The following is a 19,921-nucleotide window of genomic DNA, read 5'->3' as shown; positions in this document are numbered from 1 at the left end:
GGCGGTGACGCTTGTGGCAGGCAGCGACGGGCGCGGGGATGTCCTGACTGCGCTGCGCACTGATATTGCGTCCAGCGGCCTGACGGTTATCGCAGGGGCGCTCGACGGGGATGTGACCTTCCGCGACAGTGCAGTTGCCGTGGATGGCACGATGACGCTGACCGCAACCGGTGGCGGGATCTATGCCTCTGGCAGCGCGGTGGGAACCGTGGGGGCCACGCCGGGCAATTATGTTGGTGCCCATCATGCGGTGCTGACCGCCCGCGATGGCATTCAAAGCGATGCAAGCGGTGCGCATGATTACCTTCTGGACGCCCGGATCTTGACCGCAACGGTCACCGACGCAGGGCCGATCCGGATTGAGGCCAATGGTGATCTTGATGTTCTGGGGGCGACCACGGCATCGGGCGATATCTCTATCCTTGCGCGCGGCGACCTGACAGCGCGCAGCTTGCGCGCCGGTGCGTTGGGACAAAATGATATCCTTTTGTCGACGCCGGCACCGCTGGGCGGAGCGACGGCGGACGACACCCGTATCCTGACATTGGGCAGCCTGACGGCGCGTATGATTGATCTGTCGGCGGGGTCGATGATCACGCAGACGCTTGGGTCCGTGGTTACGGCGCAGGCGTTGAATGTCGTCAGCCGCGATGGGATCACGCTGTCGGCACTGAGCGTGGCGCAGATCAATGCCCATGTGCAATCGGTTGGGGATCTGTCGCTGACCACGGTGGCTACTGGCGGAGATCTGACGGTTGCGCGGCTATGGACGCAGGATGGGCAGATCACGCTGAATGCAGCGCAAGACATTGTCTTGCAGGGCTATAGCGCGGATGCCGCCGGGGTTGTCACTGGTGTGGTCGCCGGACGCAGCGCAGATCGCACCCCCCATAGCAGCGCCAGCAACCCGGTGATTGATTTGGCAGATCTGCCGCTGGATGTCAGTGTGACCTCAGCCGGTGCGATCCGTGGGACGGGCGCTATTCCCCATATCAAGATTGACACCGATACGGGCGGCGCGGTGGAGCTGATCGCACAGACCGGTCTTCTGGACCTAAGCGTTGAGGCGGCAGATCTGCGCAATCTTTCTACCGTCTCGGGCGGTATCCGCCTGCATGAGACCGGCGCGGACAACCGCACACAGACGGTATTGACGCAAGCGCGCGCCGATGCAGGCGATATCACGATTTCCACAGCCGAGGCACTGGAGGTTCTGTCTCTGTCTGCGGCGATGGATCTTGGCACTGTGACCTTGCGCGCAGATGGCGGAGAGCTGTTTGCCAAAGGCGTCGCGGGCCGGCTTCTGACAGCGCGCACAAACGGGGTAGTCGATGCCGCCGGGCTGGTGGGCAGTGTCACGCTGGATGCCGCCGGGGCGTTGGTGATTGGTCAGGATCTGTGGATCGACGCGCGCGATCATGTCGGTTTCCTGACCGGGGCGGATTTCGTGATCCCAACCCAGCAAGGCTATGATGCGACCTCGCTTTTGATCAACTCCGCGGCCAGTATCAGCGCGACGTCGCAGATCAGGGTGGGGACGCAATTTGATACCACCCGTGTTGAAATGCAATCGGGGCGTAATATTACGTTGAACGCGCCGATCAGCACGCAGCAGGGCACGTTTGTCACCGAGGTCGTGCTGAACGCGCGTGGTGATGTGGCGCAAAATGTCCAGCTGTATTCCGAGGTCGCAGAGCTGCGCGTCATGACAGGGGCCAGCGGCGCGACCTATTTGCAGGGTCTGGGAACGGATGGCCTGCCCGATGGCAGCTACAAAACTGACCGGGTGATCAGCGGCGGCACGGTCTATTATATCCTGGATGCGATGGATTATCGCACCGTGTCGACGGGTAGCGCTGTTCAGGTGCTAAGCCAGTCACCGCAGGGAGCGGATGATCTGTATCTGATTACGACACAGCCCAGTGGCGCGTTGGCTTTGGGCGCACAGATCGCGGCACCGTCCGGGGCGGATCTGCTGGCCGGGCGCGTGGTAAATGTGCTTGATCGCGGCTTTGCCGATATCAGCGCTGTGGCGCTGGCAGAGCGGGCACAGTTGGTGCTGTCGGATCTGACGTCGGATGGGGAATTGTCTTTGACGCTGACCGGTGCGGCTGGTGCAACCGCCACGGTGACGGCACAGGTTGCGGTGGATGATCTGTCCGCATTGGCCGCGCAGATCAACGCGGCGGGGTTGGGGATTTCTGCCACGGTTTCGGCAGATAAGGCCAGCGTGACGATGACACGCAGTGATGCTTTGGCGATCACGGTGCAGGGGCTGGCCCATGTGCCACAGGGCGACGGCGGTCAGGGCATGATCACCGTGCACGGCAGCAATCTGGACCCGGTTGTGTTGCTTGATGCGCAACAGGTTGCCTCGGCTCAGGCGCTGGCCTTGGCCTATGAGGCGCAATATGGCAGCCGGATCGAGCTGTCGCAGGGGCAAACGCCCTATAACAATATGACGATCACCGCCAACAGCCCTGATGGCATCACCACAGGCGATATTGTCTTTGTTGCGGGCAGTGATGTGGATTTGGATAAGATCAAGACATTTGCCACGGGCAATATTCAGATCACCACCACGGCGGGCGCCAATATCGGTGATATCGTGACATTAGAGGACGACCAAGGTCAGGTTTATGATCATATCGTCTTGACGGCAGGGCAGTTGACCGGCGCGCTGGAATTTGACCCGGTTCTCGCGAATGGTGATTATGAATTCAATGTTGTGCTGCGCGATCAATTTGGCAATGTCTCTCGTTCCAGCGGGACCGCCGCATTCTCGGTCGTGGGCAGTGCGGTTACGTCTGGTTTCGCAGCGCCAAGCCAGCCGACGATCGCTGCGACGGGGCTTGGTAATACCGTTGCCAATGCGCAGTTCAACCTGACGGGCAGCGGTGCCACAGCATGGACGCGCGTTGAAATTCGTGATGCAGCGACGGATGCGCTGATCACCTGGACCCGCGCCGATTACAATGGGGATTGGTCCGCGATGACGCCGGTCCTGGCCGATGGCAGCTATACAGTCTATGCCGTCAACTTGGCGGATAAGGCACAGGCGCAGGATGCAGATGTGGCCGGTCTGGCCTCGGCGCAGATGACCTTTGTTGTGGACACGCAGGCGCCTGCGCTCCCCACGATGGGCTATGCCGCAGCCAGAAAGACACTAAGCGGCACGGCACAGGCCGGGGCAACGGTGCAGGTCTTTGCCAATGGCGATCTATCCGCCGCGGTGTTCACAGCAGTGGCCGATGCGTCGGGTCTGTGGTCGGGCGTGTTGAATACCGATACCAGTCTTTCTGCGTTGACCACGGGAGTGAACTTCCTCACCGCGCGGGCGACGGATACGGCCGGCAATCAAAGTGGGCTATCGGGCAGTCAAAGCGTGCAGATCGGGACGGCCTTGGCCCCTGCACTGACCGTGTCGGGCCATGTGGGTGGTGTGTTTGCCCCGGTCACGGTCGACGCTTTCTTTAAAGGTTATGCGTTAAGCGGCACGACAGATGTCGGTGCGCGGGTGCAGCTGTTGATCAATGGCACCATGCGCGAGGCCTGGGTGGAAGGCACGCAATGGCGCTATGTGCTTAGCGAGGCGGATAAAACAGATCTCACGGCGGCATCTGGTGCCTTTGCTGTGCTGGCCGATGCGCCTTTAGCGGGCACAGCGGTGGCGCGCTATGATGGCAGTTTGGTGCTGGCCTTGGTGCCGCCCAGCGTTGCAGTGACGGCAATCACCGGGATTGCCTCGGGGACGACGATCACCAAGGCCGATGTCGATGGGGGTGGGGCGATCGCGCTGAACGGCACCAGTGACGCGGTCAGCGTAGCGATCTATCTGTCGGATGGCGCTGTTCTGGCGTCTAATATCACGGTCAGCGCGGCTGGCACATTCACCCATGTGCTGGATGCGCAAGCCTATGCGTTGCTGGGCAATGGAACGCAGACGCTGCGCTATGTGGCAACCGATGCGCAGGGCAATGAGACCGCGGCGTTGCAGACCATTACAGTTGCGGTGTTGAAACCCGAAAGCGCACGCATCGACCGCGTCAACGATGACACCGGCCTTGGCGATTTCTTCACCACTGATAATGACGGTTTGACGATCTTTGGTACCAGCGCACCGGGCTCAACTCTTACCGCGTCCTATACATGGGTGCCGGTGACAGGCGGGACCAAGACTGATGTCGCCATATCCTCTGTCACCTATGTCAACGCGTTGACCGGGGTCTGGACCGCAACATTGCCGGAATTGGGGGATGGCGAATACACGATTACCACCGTGGCCCGCAAAGATGGCATTGACAGCGATACGGAACAAAAGCGTATCACCGTCGATGGCACCGCGCCGGGCGCGCCGACATTGACCGTGGCGGATGCCACTGCTGGTCGCCCCGCGATCAGCGGCCTGGCCGAGGCCGGCGCGGTGGTGAGCCTGGTAGAGGGCACCACGGTCATCGCCAATACGCGCGCGCTGTCAGATGGCACCTGGACATGGGCACCAAACTCGGTTTGGCAGGCCGGGGTGTCGCGCAGCCTGACCGCCTTTGTGACCGATGCGGCGGGCAATGTCGGCGCATCTTCGGCGGCACTGACAGTGACACCGGCTGCGCAGACCGTCGCGCTTAGTCTTGAACCCGTTTCGGGGGATAATATCATCACGTCAGCCGATCGCGATGCGGGTATCACCCTGACAGGTTACAGCAGCGCGGGGCTGTTGTATGTCGTGGTCAATGGCAGCCCCAAGGCGCAGATCGCGCTGGGTCAGGCGGTTGGTGATACCATAGCCATCACCAATGGCGGTCAGGGCTATTCGGCCAGTAACCTGCCCTCGGTCACGGTGTCGGCCCCGCCTGCGGGTGGGACGCAGGCCACTGCGGTGGCTGTTGTCACCAATGGCGTGTTGACGGGGATCACCATAACCGACGAGGGGGCGGGATATACCACCGCGCCCACAGTCACGATTGCCGCGCCGCAGCCGGTTGCCGCGCAGCCTGCTGTCAGCTTGGCCGACAATGGTGTGACGCTTGGATCGTCGGTCAGCGGCAGCGGCTATGGCGTGGCACCGGCAGTTCAAATCGCTGCGCCTGATGGGGTGGATGCGGTGGCCACGGCCACGGCCAACGCATCGGGCGATGTCACATTTACCATTGTCACACAGGGCAGCGGATATTCCTCTGCTGTGGTGGTCGCCGTCTCTGATGGCAGCGGCACATCCGAGACGGCGACGGCTGCGCTTACGGGCGGGAAAATTACCGGTTTGACGCTGAACGGCAGCAGTTTTGGTCCTGCGGATGCGCTAAGTGTGTCAATCACCGAAGCCGCCGTTCAGGCCACCGCCACAGCGACGCTGAGCAATGGTGCAGTGACGGGCTATGTGATGGGCGCTGCGGGCAGCCGCTATGCCACCGTGCCCACCGTGACCGTTGATGCCCCACCAAGTGAACGGGCGACAGCACAGGCCAGCCTGTCAAGCGTGCCAAAAGCCTATAGCTTCGATCTGCCGTCCAATCTGATTGCAGCCATGGGCCGGGTCGACAGCGCGACCGTGACCTCTGGCGGGCAAGGATATGTCTCAGCACCCAGTGTGACCTTTGGCGCGCCAGATATAAGCAGCGCACAGGGCGGGGTTCAGGCCACAGCGATTGCGATTATCGACGCTACGGGCGAGATCACTGAAATTCGGATCACCAATCCGGGTGCGGGCTATACCAACCCGCCAAGCGTGACGATCACTGATAGTGCAAGCGGTGTGCCCACCGTGGCGCAGGCGCTGCTGTCCACCACGGCCTCTGTCACCGTGTTAGAGGCGGCCACCACAAGCGAAGTGCAAAAAATTGATCTGTCGGGTGTCGCCAATGGCACCTACACATTCACCTTCACGCTTGATGGCAAGGAATATACCAGCGGCGCGATCAGCTATGATGAGACAAGCGCAAGCGCGATTGTCGCGACGCTGGAACGCATGGCCGTGCCCGGTGCTGCCTATAGCGTCACCAATACCTATGCCACGGACGGCAGCTATCTGATCACGTTTGGCGGCAGCTTGCAGTATCGTAACGTGCCTGCGCTGGTGCTGGATGCCACGGCACTGACGTTGTCGGGCGCCGCCCCCACGGTGACAGAAAATCCACAAGGGGATGCGCAATATGCTGTGACGCAGATTGTCGATTGGACGCCTGCGCAATCGGTGCCAGTCACGGCGACGGACACCACGCCATTGATCTTGTCCACGATCACCCAAAGCAATGCGCATACCGGTGCCACCGTTTCAGGGAGCGGGCCGTCGGGCGCGGTGGTGCAGCTGTTTGCCGATGGCGCGACCACGGCGATTGCGCAGACAACCATTGATCCATCGGGCACATGGACGATCAGCCTTGCCGGGCTGAACGTTGCGGATGGCACCAGTCTGATGGCCAAGGCGACGGCGGGGCTGAATACACCCGTTTCCTCGGCCCTTGGTATCTATCGCGCGACCGCGCCGACGATCGCAGTCACGCAGACCATCACCGGGGTGCCGATATCCGCCGAAGATGTCGCGCGGGTGCTGGAACTGCGCGGGCTGGCCGGGATCGACGCGACATCTGTCACGCTGAAACTGTCCAACGGCACAGATCTAAGCGCCGAGTTATTCCCCGAAGAAGAGGCGCAGAACTGGCGGATCAAGGTCACGCAGGCCGATTTGGCCGGGATCGCAGATGGCGATGTGACGTTTGTGTTTGAGGTCAGCAATGGCACGGCGGTGACCCAGCTGCATCAAACCGCCACATTGGCGCTGACCCGGCCTGTGGCTCAGCCTGTGATTACGCAGATTGACGGTGCAGCCGTGACGGCCAGCGCCACAACAGGCAACGCCCGCCCGGCCATGTCGGGCACCGATGCGCAAGCCGGGGTTGCCGTGCGGATCTATGATCTGAACACAAGCCGCCTGATCGGTGAGACAACCGCCAACACAGATGGGACATGGGCGCTGGGCAATGCAGATCTGCCCGAGGCCCTGACCGGTGGCAGCTATCAGCTGGTGGCGATCAGCGTTGATGATGCGGGGAATTTTGGTCCTACGGTTGCGGCCAATGCGCTGGCGTTGGCCGTGGATCTGGGCACCGTGCAGGCGCCTGTGTTGATCGGGCTGGGCAATGAGACTGGCCGTCCGCTGGACCTGGCCACCAGCCAAGCGCGCCCGATCATCAAAGGTACTGCTGATGCCGGGGCCATGATCGCGGTGTTTGTAGAGGGTGACAGCACCGCCGATGGCACCACCACCGCCAATGCGCAGGGCCAATGGAGCTATCAGATCAGCTCTGCGCTGGGCGATGGCACCTATGCGATTACTGCGCAGGCCACTGTGGCAGGCGGCGCCGTCAGTGCCGTTTCGGCGCAGATGTCTGTGGTGGTCAATACGGTGGCGGCCGCCCCGGTCATCACCACACAGCCCGGCACAGTTGCCACCGCCTTGCCGCAGATACAGGGCACGGCTGAACCGGGGTCCAAAGTCACGCTTTACCGGGCGGGCAACACGATCGTGGGAGACGCCACGACAGGTGCGGATGGGATCTGGCGGCTGACCCCTGCGGCACGTTTGCCCGACGGTATCCACAGCCTGACGGCCAATGTCACGACGGCGGTTGGTGTCATCAGCGCAAGTTCGGCCGCGACCGCGCTGACCGTGGCAACGGCGCGCCCCTCTATCAGCTTTGGGATGGTCAATGGCGATAACATCGTCTCCTTGGCGGACCAGATCAGTGCTGCGGGTGCGACTTTGACTGGCTGGGTGGATCCGGGCGCAAGCGTAGCGATCCAAATCGGCAAATCCTCGGCGGCGGCGGCTGTCTCAGCCAGCGGACGCTGGACCTATGTGCTGAAAGACGCGGATTATCTGGCTGTTGGCACCGCCGATGATGTGACGATCACGGCGACTGCGTTGACGGCGTTGGGGGCCACCACCTCTGTTTCGCAAAACGTATCCTTCAAGATGCAGCGCGCGGCGATCCCGGCGCAGGCACAGGTCACGGGCAACAGCGCGGGCCAGATGACGCTGCGCACAGCCGCGGGCAAGGTGGGCGCGATCCGCGGGTCCGAGCTGATCTATGCAGATACGATCACGCTGAATTCGGCCTCTGATGTTGATGTCCGCACCAGCGTCAATGCCGTGACGGTACATGCCGCTGGCAGCGCGGTGAAGCTGGTCAACACCAAGGCGACCGAGCTGGATGTGACACAGGCAAAAGGCACGCTAGAGGTGCAATCTTCTGGCACGCTGGTCATTCGCAATGCCTTGTTTGACTCCGATGACGCCAGCAATGATATGCTGTTCCTATCGGGCGACACCGGAATGCAGGCGGGCGAGCAGGCGGCACTGGAAGCGCGTTTACGCCAGATGGGCCTAAGCGATGGCGAAATCGCCGCGCAGGTGCAATATCACAATGTTTCCTCGGCCGATGTGTCGGCCATCACCCGGACCGATGGGCTGACCGGCGGCGTGTTGATTGACTATATCAACGCTGGTGCCTCGGGCGATATTACCATCAAGACCTCTGGCGATGTGCGCGAGGTCTTGATGGATGATGCGGTGGATATCTTGTTCGATACGCCACGCTTCGCCCCCGCCGCCGGCACGGACCTAAGCCGAAGCTATGATGTGATCGGTGCCAGTTTCACCGCCTATGCGCGCAACCGGGCCACGGCCGATACGGTGGCAGATACTGGCGTCCTGACAATAGAAGATATCACCCGGACCACACAGTTGGAATTCTCGGATTACCTGACGGCGAACCCCGGTTTGGTCAGTGTGGATTGGCAGCTGTGGGATAATAGTGCCGAGCTGACAACAGGCGATTACACCTTGGCGGGCTATTACCAAGGTGCGGTGGATCTGCAATTTAACGCCGGGGATGTGACGATCATCGGGCTGCATGCGACGGACACCGTGTCGATCGACAGCCGCACAGTGGCGGTCAATGGAACGGTCACGGCGCAGGGCGCGATTGCGGTCACAGGCGGCACGGGTGGTGTTACCATCGGGGAGGGCGGCGCGCTTACCTCCACCACGGCCAGCGCGATTTCAGTGTCTACGGATGACAGCGATATTGTGATGCGCTCTGGCGCGGTGATTACAACCGATGGTGGGGTCACGTTGGCCTCGACCACGGGGGATATCGCGCTTGGGCAGCTGCGTGCGGCCAATCCGGTGCGGGTGACGACAGGTGGCGCGATCACCGATGGGGATGACCGTGTCCTGGCTGGTCTGCCAGAGGCAAATATCATCACCGCTGGGGTGATCCATCTGGCCGCAGGCCAGGGGATTGGCAGCACAGACAACGCGCTGGTGATTGCGGGCGATGATATCGCAACGCTGGCGGGCGGCGCAGGTGATGTGGTCGCGCAGCTCCGCAGCTCTGGCACGGCAGTGCTTGGCGCAGTCACGGGCCGATCGGCACAGATTGACACGGATGGGGCGATCACTGCAGGCCGCTGGGCCTTGACCGGCGATCTGGCGCTAACTGCGCAAGGGGCGGTGACGCAGGCCGGGGCGCTGACGGTTGGCGGGCAGGCGCAGGTGACAAGCACAGGCGATGTCACTTTGACACATGCCTCTAACCTGATGCGTGATCTGACGGTCGCGGGCGCTACGGTGCAATTGCAAGATGCCGGAGCACTGCGGCTGGCGGCCGCGGCGCAGGTTTTGGTGGTGCGCACCGATGATAACCTGACCCTGGGCGCGGTGGACGTGTTGGGCACCGCCAGCCTGAGCGCGACGGGCGAAATTGTGGGTGACGCGGGTATCAGCATCGGTGGCACAACCAGCCTGAGCGGTCAGGGCATCACCCTGACCGGCGATAATCAATTGGGTGGCGCGGTGACGGTCAACAGCACGGCGGGTCTGACCTTGACTGCGCAGGGCGATCTGGCCCTTGGCGGCACGGTCGCACAAGCCACGCAGGTGGCGGCGGGTCGGGATCTGACGCTTGGCGACATGATCATCGGGGGGGGTGCAGAATTTACAGCAGCCGGAACGCTGTCGGATTCGGGCGATGTGATCACGGTCTTGGGCACAACCCGTCTGACGGCGCCCGGTGCGATCCGGCTGGATCAGGCCGTCCATGGGTTTGCCGGCATGGTGACCGTGGCGCAGGCCGACAGCCTTTCGCTCAGCAATGGCCGCGATCTTGCGCTGACGGGCGTGGTGTCGGGCGCGACGGCCCTCATTTCAACGGGCGATATCGCTGTCAGCGACGCGGTGATTGGTGCGGGGCTGACGGTAACGGGGCTGGGCGTTGATCTGGGGGATCTGGCCATCACGGGCGACCTGGCGGTGAGCGCCTTGGGCGCAGTCACGGGCACTGGCGCGCTGGCGGTGGCGGGCAGCACCGTTCTATCGGCGGCAGGTCAGACGATCACCTTGGACAATGCCGAAAACGACTTTATTGGTGCGGTACAGATTGTCGCTGCAGATCGCGCTGATATCACAGATAAAAACGCGCTGACGCTGGGCGGTAATGTAGCCGCGGCACTGTCTGTTACCACCGGCGGCCGGGTCACCGTAGCAGATCTGCAGATCGGCACTGCCACGGCGGATGGGCAATTAGGCATCGTCGCACAGGGGGCGGTTGTGCAAGCCGCGGGCAGCACGTTGTCTGTCTATGGCACTGCGCAGATTGATGCCGGGGCCAATGATGTGACCTTGCTTGCGTCGGGCAATGATTTTACCGGCGCGGTGACGGTGACAAGCGCCCTTAATGTCAGCGTGGCTGACGCCAATACTCTGACTTTGGGTGCGGTGACGGCACGTGGCGCCGTGGCGCTTAGCACACAGGGTGCCGTCAGCCAGACCGGCGCGCTGACCATCGCGGGTGATATGACGATTGACACGGGCGCCGGCGCGGATGTGACCTTGACCCACGCGCAAAACCAAATTGACGGCGCGGTGGATATTGTCGCGGCTGCCAATGTGGATCTGGTCAGCGCCGGGGCGATCCATATCGTGAATGCCGCAATCAGCGGTGATCTGCGCCTGAGCGCGGGTGGCCGGGTGTATAATGCCGATGCCTGGGTGATTGATGGGAACACCGTGATTGATGCGGCGGGTCAGGATATCATCCTGACGGCAGATCATGATTTCAAAGGCACGGTCTCTATCGTTGCCCGCTCACTTACCATCAATGATATCAATGATATCAACTTTGGGTCCGTGGTTCTTAGCGGCAATTTGTCGGTCACGGCGGCTGGGTCGATCACCAGCACTGGCGCGGTGAGTATTGGTGGCCGTACCAGCCTGACCAGTGGTGGACAAATTGCGCTGACTGATAGTGGCAATGATTTCACCGGTGCGGTCAGCGTGCAGGCACAAGGTGCAGTCAGTTTACGTGATACCGGCGCGTTGGACCTGGGCGGCAGTCTGCTTGGCAGCAGCTTGACTGTGATCACAACCGGCACGATCACCGATAGTGGCGCATTGACGGTATCGGGTGCGGCGCAGTTTACCGGCAGTAATGTTGTGCTGGATGGGGCGGGCAATGATTTCCGTGCAGCTGTGTCAGCCACAGGCGCGGATGTGGTGCTGCGCGATAGCAATGCGCTGATCGTGTCGGATATCGCGGCAAGCGGTGATTTGCGTTTGATCAGTTCTGGCAGCTTGTCCGGTGTGGGGCTGGTGTCCGTGTCTGGAACGACCTGGCTGAACAGCGGCACGGCGAATTTGGCGTTGACCAACGCAGGCAATGATTTCAATGGGCTGGTCACGATCGTGCGTGCCGGATCGGTGTCATTGGCTGATAGGAATGATCTGTCCTTCACAGGCGCCGCACAGGGCCTAGGCGCGGATCTGACCCTAACGACAGGCGGCGTCATCACCTTAAGCGGCACGGTTTCTGCCACTGATGCGATGGTGCTGCATGGAAGCGACGCGGTGCTTGGCACCGTGTCAACTGGTGGCAACCTGAGTTTGGATTTTGGCACCGGGCAGGTCCGTCAGGCCGCAGGCACTGTGATCACCGTCCAAGGCGATCTGACGGCACAGGCTGGGGAGTTGCTGCTGGGCGCGCAAAACACAATCGCGGGCCGTGTGGCCTTGGATCTGTCGGGTGCGGGCGTTGTGACAGTGACGCAGGATCTGACGCTGGGCGCAGTGTCGGTGGGCGGCGCGCTGACCCTGCGCGCGGGCGGGCGGATCACCCAATCGGCGGCGATGCAGCTGGGCGGCGACCTGACCGTTGCGGCGGGCAGTGACGCGGCGATCACGCTGGATCACGCCGGTAACCGCTTTGCCGGGCATGTGCAGATGCACGGGCAGGGTGATGTGACCCTGATCGCAGCAGGGGATCTGGCCTTAGGCGGGTCAAGCACAGGTGATCTGCATCTGCGTGTGGCAGGCACCGTGGATCTGGCAACGACGCAGGTTGGCGGGGATCTGATCGTGAATGCTGCGACCTTGCGCGATAGCGGCGCGGTCCAAATTGCGGGGGATGCGGACCTGACGACCAGCGGCGCAATTGTGCTGGATAATGGGCTGACGCTGGAGGGGGTGCTGGTCATTGGCGCGGCCAGCGAGGCGGCAATTTTGGCCACCGGTGCGCTGCATCTGGGGGCGATGGCGGTTTCGGGCTTGGCGCAATTGCGTGCAGGGGCGGCGATCAGCCAGACGCAAGGGGCGTTGGTGCTGGGATCGGCGCAGTTTGTGGCTGGACCACAGGCCCAGATCACGCTTGGCAATGATGCCAATCATATCGGACAACTGGAATTGCGCGCGCAGGCAGCGCAAGTGTCTTTGGCTGGCGCGGTCACGGTCTGGGGCCAGTTGCACGATCTGGCGGTGACGGCGGGCGGTGATGTCACCTTGGGCCCGTTGGATCTGGGCGGGGATCTGTCACTGCTTACGGCAGGTGGAATTGATCAAACCGGTGCAGTGTCTGTGATGGGCGCAACAGAGCTGGGTGCGGGTGCGTCTTTGGATATCACGCTGTCGAATGGGGCGAATATGCTACGCGGCGCAGTGACCGTCATTCAGGGCCGTGATGTTGTGCTGGGCAGCAGCGAGGCCATGACATTGGATGCGGTTGTTGCAGGCGATCTGACAGTGCGCGGTCAGCAGGGGCTGGTTCTGGGCGGGCTGCGCGTTGGTGGGGATCTGGATCTGGTTGCCCAAGGTGCGATCACGCAGCGTGATGTGGCAGATGTGATCACGGTCGCCGGGACAACGGATCTGTCGGCGGGCGGCGATGTAACGCTGGCCAATGTGGATGCCGACGGGATTGCGCGAAATGACTTTATCGGCGCGGTGACACTTGCCACAGCGGCGAATGTCGCGTTGCGCGATGCCAATGCGCTGACCATCGCGCTACATGCAACCGGATCTGCCGACATCTTTGCCCAGACGCAGCTGTTCCTTGGGCAGACCGATGTGGCCCAAGAGCTGCGCGCACAGGGGAATTTCACCCTGACCGGCGATGTCACCGTGAATGAGCTGATCCTGACGTCAACGAATTTCTACGATATGAACGGCTATACCGCCACGGCGCTAAGCGGTGATATCCGTATCAATGCAGTTGAGAATATCATTCTTGGTCAATTGGTTGCCAATTCTGGGAATGTTTATCTGTCAACGGAAAACGGTACGATCACCGATGGGTTCGGCACCGAGAAACGCAATATCGTCACCTCCGGCACGACCACATTGAATGCTGCTGCCGGCGCCTTGAGTGTGAAAATGTGGGCGGTGGGCAGCTTGGAAAATGCGGGCCGGGCGGATGATGATGCGGGCACGATTGACGTGGCCGTTGCGGCATTGTCGGATGTGACCGCCCCCGATGGCGTGAAACTGGCGATCGGTGTTGGCAATCAAGGTAAGTTCCAAGGCGTGTTGAACACCGGCGGCGATCTGCTGCTTGATTTCGGCACGGCCGGGTTGGAAATGGCGGCAGGGTCTGCGCTGCGTGCGGGCGGTAACGTGACGATTGTCTCGGATGGGGATATTACCTTGGCCGAGGTCGCAGCTGGTGCCGATCACCGCCTGACGTTGACCACACAGGGCGTTGTGAGTGGTTTGACCAATGCCAATGGCGCGGCCAATCTGGCCGGTGGCACGATTGTGCTTGATGTTGCGCAAGATATCGGCCGCGCGGATCAGGCGGTCAGCTTGGATGCGCGTGCCGGGCAGAACGGTGAAAACGGTGTGGTGGAGCTGGTCTCGACCCCGGAAAATGCCTATCTGGCGATCACCACGCCGATGGTCGGGCAGGCGCGACCCACAGTCGAATTGGGAACGTCCAATATTGACTGGGTGATTGGTGGCATTTTGGATCTGCGCGCCGATCATGCCGACTTGCTGGTGCAAGGCACGATCTCTGCCGCGCAAATCACGCTTTTGGCTGACGGTGGTGCGTTGAATATGGTGGATGGCAAAGTCATCCGCTCAGACGGGGCGATCACATTGGGTGGCGCGCAGGGGCTTGGTTTGGCGACCGTAACCAGTTCAGCCAGCGATCTGTCACAGGCCATCACCTTGCGCAGTGATGCTGGCAATATCAGCGATCTGACCGCCGACGAATACGCCAATATCACCACCGCAGGCCACCTGATCGCAACCGCCGCCAGCATCGGGCGCCAAGGGTTGGGTGACATCGACGTGGCTGTCGGGCAGATCGATTTGACCACCACATCGGCCAATGCGGGCGGGGCGGCGGTTGAATCGCTGAATACGGCGGGAACCTACTTGCGTGCGGCGCAGACGACGGGCACCTTGTCAGTCACAGTGAACGACGGGGATCTTTGGATCAACGGTGACGTCAGCGTGGGCGGGGTGTTGTTCAATCTTGGGGCGGGCAGCGCGGCCAACACACGCAATATCGTACAGGCCGATGGCACGACGATTACCTCACTTAGTACGGCGACGATGGTGGCCACGGGTGATATTGATCTGGCGCAGCTGCGGGTTCTGACCGGAGATGCCACGCTGAACGCCGGCGGTGTGCTGCGCGATATCGGCACCGCGATGACGGGCACGCAGGAGGCTGCGACCATCACTATGGGCTCTGGTGCGTTGACAATCGAGGCGCATAGTATCGGCAGCGCGAACGAGGATCTTGATCTGGATGTGAGCACGATTGCCGCGCTGGTGGCGACAGATACGGATTTGACCGCGCAATCCATCACGGTCACGTCGCTATCTGATGCGGTGCTCGATCAACTGGATACGGCGGGCGGCGCGCGGTTTGTGCAGGCGGGGGGCAACCTGGGCCTTAGTGGCACGGTCCGGGTTGAGGCGCTGGCGCTGACCATCGCTGCGGGCAGTTTGCATCAAGATCAATCCGCCAAGTTGTTCGTTACCCAAGATATTGATATCTATGCCTTTGGTGATATGGCCCTTAGCGCGGTCACCAGTGTTGAAGGTGATGTCAGCCTGATTTCCGGGGGCACGATCCGCGATGGTTCAGCCGACCGTGAAACGGCCAATGTCACCACTCTGGCGCAGGGGCGTGCGATTACGCTGCACGCAGGCGCGATCGGCACCACACAGTTTGGCGGTGCGCTGGAACTGGCAACCGGGACGTTGACGCAAGCCGATGCCACGGCGGGTGGTGTGTATCTGACGGTGTTAGACAGTGCAGAATTTGGCGCGGTGACGGCAGCAGGCGATGCGGTTTTGGGTGCAAATAGCGGTGATCTTCTGTTGGTCGGTGATCTAAATGCGCGTGATGTTACGGTTTTTGCCGATGCGGGCGATATTGGGATGGCCGCAGATGCCGCGATCACCGCCATCGGTGGTGTGTCGATGACCGCACAGGGCGATATGCAGATCACGCAGATCGACAGCCATGGGGCCTTGGCGCAGCTGGCGCTGACGGCAGGTGGTGCATTGACGGGAGGCGCAGTTGCCGCCGCCGGGTTGGTTGATTTAACAGCCGGCACAATTGGAACATCGCATCGCGCAATCGCCGTGCAGGCGGCGCGTGTGAACTCTGTCACCTCGGGTGGGGATGTCTGGTTGGCGCTGGACAGCCCGGATCAGACGGTCACGCTGCGGATGGTGACCGCGTTGGAGGGGCATGTGGATCTGGCGCTGGCCCATGGTGATCTGCTGCTGACCCAAGGTTTGCGCGGTCAAACCGTGTCGGTGGAATTGGCCGATGGGGCACTGACCCAGGCGGAGGCAGGGCAGATCATCACCGCCGGGGATATGACCCTGCGCGCCACCGGGGATATGGTGCTGTCCTATCTGCAAACCAGCACCGGGTTGATCACTGTGGATGCAGGCGCGAATGGCCGTATCAGCGATGGCACCGCGGCAGAGCGGGCCAATATCGTCGGGCTGGGCGATGCGGCGCGATTGGCGCTTCTTGGGCGCGGTATCGGGGAAAGCGCCTATGTTGGCGGCACAAATCCTGCCGATTTGGATCTGGATATTGCGACCGTGTCACAGATCGTTACGGGCGATGGCGGGCTGTATCTGGGATCACTGCGCGATCTGACGCTGGGCACGGTGCGAAGCACTGGCGCGATGGAGCTGCGCATTGCGGCAGGTGATCTGCGCCTTGACGGGGAGCAGCATATAGGCAGCGCCATGATCGATGTGGCCAACGGGGCGATGCTTCAGACCGATGGCATGATCATGACACTGACAGATGGTGATCTGGACGTAACCGCCGCGCGCGACATCACCGTGTCGCGGATAGTGGTAGAGGTTGGTGATGCGCAGGTGAGTTCGTCGGTGGGTGCGATCATTGACGGCTCCAGCGCCGAAGGGGCGGATGCCGAAAACCTCGTGCTGCGGGCTGGGCACCTGACCGAGCTAAGCGCCACGGCGATTGGCAACCGCTATGAACAAGGCGCGTTGGATTTGGCGGTGCAATCGGTTGGTGATATCTTGGCCAGCGATGGGGGTGTGTTTGTCTCCATCACCGGTCAGCAGGGCGGGTCAGTCCTGATAAACGAGATCGCAGCTACGGCTGAGGATGCCGATGTCAACGTGACCGTGCAGGCCGGAGGCGCACAGATCCGGTCGCTGCAGGCGGCACGCGATCTTTCGGTTCAGGTCGCCGGGCTGCAGGACCAGATTGCGCTGGTGCTGGGCCAGACGCAGGCGGGTGGTAATGTCATACTGACCGCGACCGCGGGGGATATATCCCAGCTTGCGGGTGCCGCGCTGTTGGCGCAGGGGCGTCTGGCGATGGTCACATTGGCCGCGGGCGGTGATATCACGTTGAACACGGCGGAAAACGATCTGAATCGTTTGACGGTGCTGCGTGGCGCATCGGTGCAGATCACGGATAGAACCGGGGTGGATCTGTTTGACGTCACCGCATTGGGTGATGTGGTGCTGATGACTGGCGGGGCGATTGCGGTGCAACCAGAGGCCGCGTTGACTGTGGGCGGTAATTTGATGCTGCGCGCGCGCCAGGGGATGATCGATCTGGGCGATGGTGTTGTGATTTCGGCTGGGGGTGATCTGGCGTTGACCGCTTTGGCGGGCGATCTGCATGGCTTGGGCCGCGTGACGCTTACGGCGGCGGGTACAGTTGCGGCCACGGTTGCGGGCGATGTTGTCATGACCGGGGAGACCGTGTTGCACGCAGGCGGTGATGTGCTGTTTGATCAGGACGGCGCGTTCACAGTCAACAGCCACACGCAGATCACTGCAGCTGGCGATTTGTATATTACGGTGCAGGCGGGCGATATCGCGATCACCGATGAGACCGAGATGACAGCGAGCGGCGCGGTTGCGCTGCACACCGGCTTGGGTGGCATCGCCATGTCTGGACGCAGCGCGATTACCGCGGGCGGGCAGCTTGGGCTTGTGGCAAGCGGTGCGTTGCAGGTCGCAGGCACGACGGATCTGCGCGGCGCCTCGATATCGGCAGGTGTGGGCGGCGGGCTGACACTGCGTGGTGTGACAACGATCACCGCCACGCATGGTGCGGTGGATCTGATGTTGGCACAGGGTGATTTGCGGCTGAGCGGCTCAACCGCGCTTACAGCGCGTGGCGATGTGACGGCGCAGGTGATTGGCGCGGGGCAGATAAGCACGGCAGGACAAACTGAGATAACATCGCTGGGCGGTTCGGTCTCATTGTCGTTGGGCAATGGGGATCTGCGGTTCTCCGATGCGTCCTTTGTTTCGGCAGGGCGTGACATCGGGGTGACTTTGGCGCAGGGGGATCTGCATACCAGCAGCGCAACGACCCTGACTGCAGGACGAGATCTGTCGATCACGTTGCAAGACGGGGCGGCAACGCTGATCCACCGCAGTATTTTGGATGCGGGGCGCGGATTGATCCTGCAGGCTTCAGACGGGGTGCACGGCAGCGGATTGACCGACATTTTGGGGCAGGATCTGGTGCAAGTGACCGTCGCACAGGGCGGCACGACTTTCATCAACACGGCCAAGCTTGTGTCTGGGGCGGGTGATGTGTCGGTGGATATCACGACGGGTGATCTGACCTTGCGTGACGCAGCGCAGATCGTGGCGCATGATGACCTGTCGGTGCGGATTGAGGCAGGCTCTGTGGCGCTGTCGGACGACACGCAGCTTGTGTCTGGGGCGGGTGATGTGTCGGTGGATATCACGACGGGTGATCTGACCTTGCGTGACGCGGCGCAGATCGTGGCGCATGATGACCTGTCGGTGCGGATTGAGGCAGGCTCTGTGGCGCTGTCGGACGACACGCAGCTTGTGTCTGGGGCGGGTGATGTGTCGGTGGATATCACGACGGGTGATCTGACCTTGCGTGACGCGGCGCAGATTGTGGCGCATGATGACCTGTCGGTGCGGATTGAGACAGGCTCTGTGGCGCTGTCGGAGTCAGGTCTGTTGCAGGCCGGGGCCACATTGCAGATTGTGGTGGATCACGGCCATGTGGTGATGGAAGATGCCGATACGCTGATCACCGCGCATGATGTTGTTATTCGGGTTCTGGCGGGGCTGACCCCAGAACAGCCCGGCAATATCGAAGTTGATCTGATCGTTGCGGATAACAGCACCCGACTGGAGGCATGGGGCGGGGCGATTTTGGACAATACCGCATCCGAGCTGGTTGATAACATCGTCTCGCCGGCGCTGTATATGATTGCAGATCAGGGCATTGGTGAAGAATGGAAGGATAACCTCAACACCAATACGCAGCTTTTGTCCGCGATCAATTATTCCTCTGGTGGGATCAACATCCAAAACCGCACCGGGCTAACGATCGCGCCAGAAGGCGTGCGCAACTATGCCAAGGGTGATATCGTGATCGTGGCATCCGAGGTCATCTCGCATGGGGTCATGCGCTATGGCACCGATCCAACGACGCAACCGGGCAGCATTATCGCCGTGCCGGGGCAGCGGATTATCTTGCTGAACAATCAGCGTCAGCCCTATTTTGATGGCAATTGGGGCAATCTGTCGCGGATCCAGGTGCTAAGCGCCTTGCAGGCTCCGGCGCAGCGGGACATGGATCTGATCATGGATTGGCTGTCTGTTGCGCAGGCAGATGCGGCTGGTATCTTTGATCAGGGGTATTTCACCTATGGCCGTGATGCGTTTGACCGTTTCTTGCACCGGTTCGATTTCCTTAATGACCTGCAAGAGGAAAGCCGTCCGATCCAGTTGGCCGATTACCTGCTGCAAACACTGAACACATCGGATGAGATTGCCGCGCAGCAGGCCGAATTGGAGGCATTGATTGCCCAAACACAAATGGCCCAGCCGTCGCACGACGGGGTGGCGGATGCTGACACCGGTGAAGATGCGGCGTTAATCCCACAAGATGGTGCGTTTACACCGGCCATGATGCCCCAAGCTATTGATGTTCACAAAAATGTCAGCGACACTCTGGACGGGATTTGGCTGGGAGGCATGACCCCGCAAGAAGCCGCGCAGCGACCAGTTGTTTTGCAAGCCATGCTTTTGGCTGATGACGAGATTGACGATCCCTTGATTGCTGCGGAATGA

The 19,921-nt window shown here is 61.5% G+C and carries 1 protein-coding gene (only partly in view); it reads left to right on the top strand.

All coding sequences use genetic code 11. From position 1 onward, the window contains the following. On the top strand, nucleotides 1-19,921 hold the final stretch of the coding sequence (locus BFP70_RS10760) for an Ig-like domain-containing protein (RefSeq protein WP_066011575.1). The gene continues 33,662 nt to the left of window position 1, outside the view; 19,921 of the gene's 53,583 nt are visible here — the last part of the coding sequence; its start codon lies beyond the left edge, outside the window; its stop codon occupies nucleotides 19,919-19,921.

Origin of the sequence: Thioclava sp. SK-1 (assembly GCF_001705665.1) — a bacterium.
Taxonomy (GTDB): domain Bacteria; phylum Pseudomonadota; class Alphaproteobacteria; order Rhodobacterales; family Rhodobacteraceae; genus Thioclava.
The sequence above is the reverse complement of the archived record's forward strand: the minus strand, read 5'-3'. Positions and strand labels throughout refer to the sequence as shown.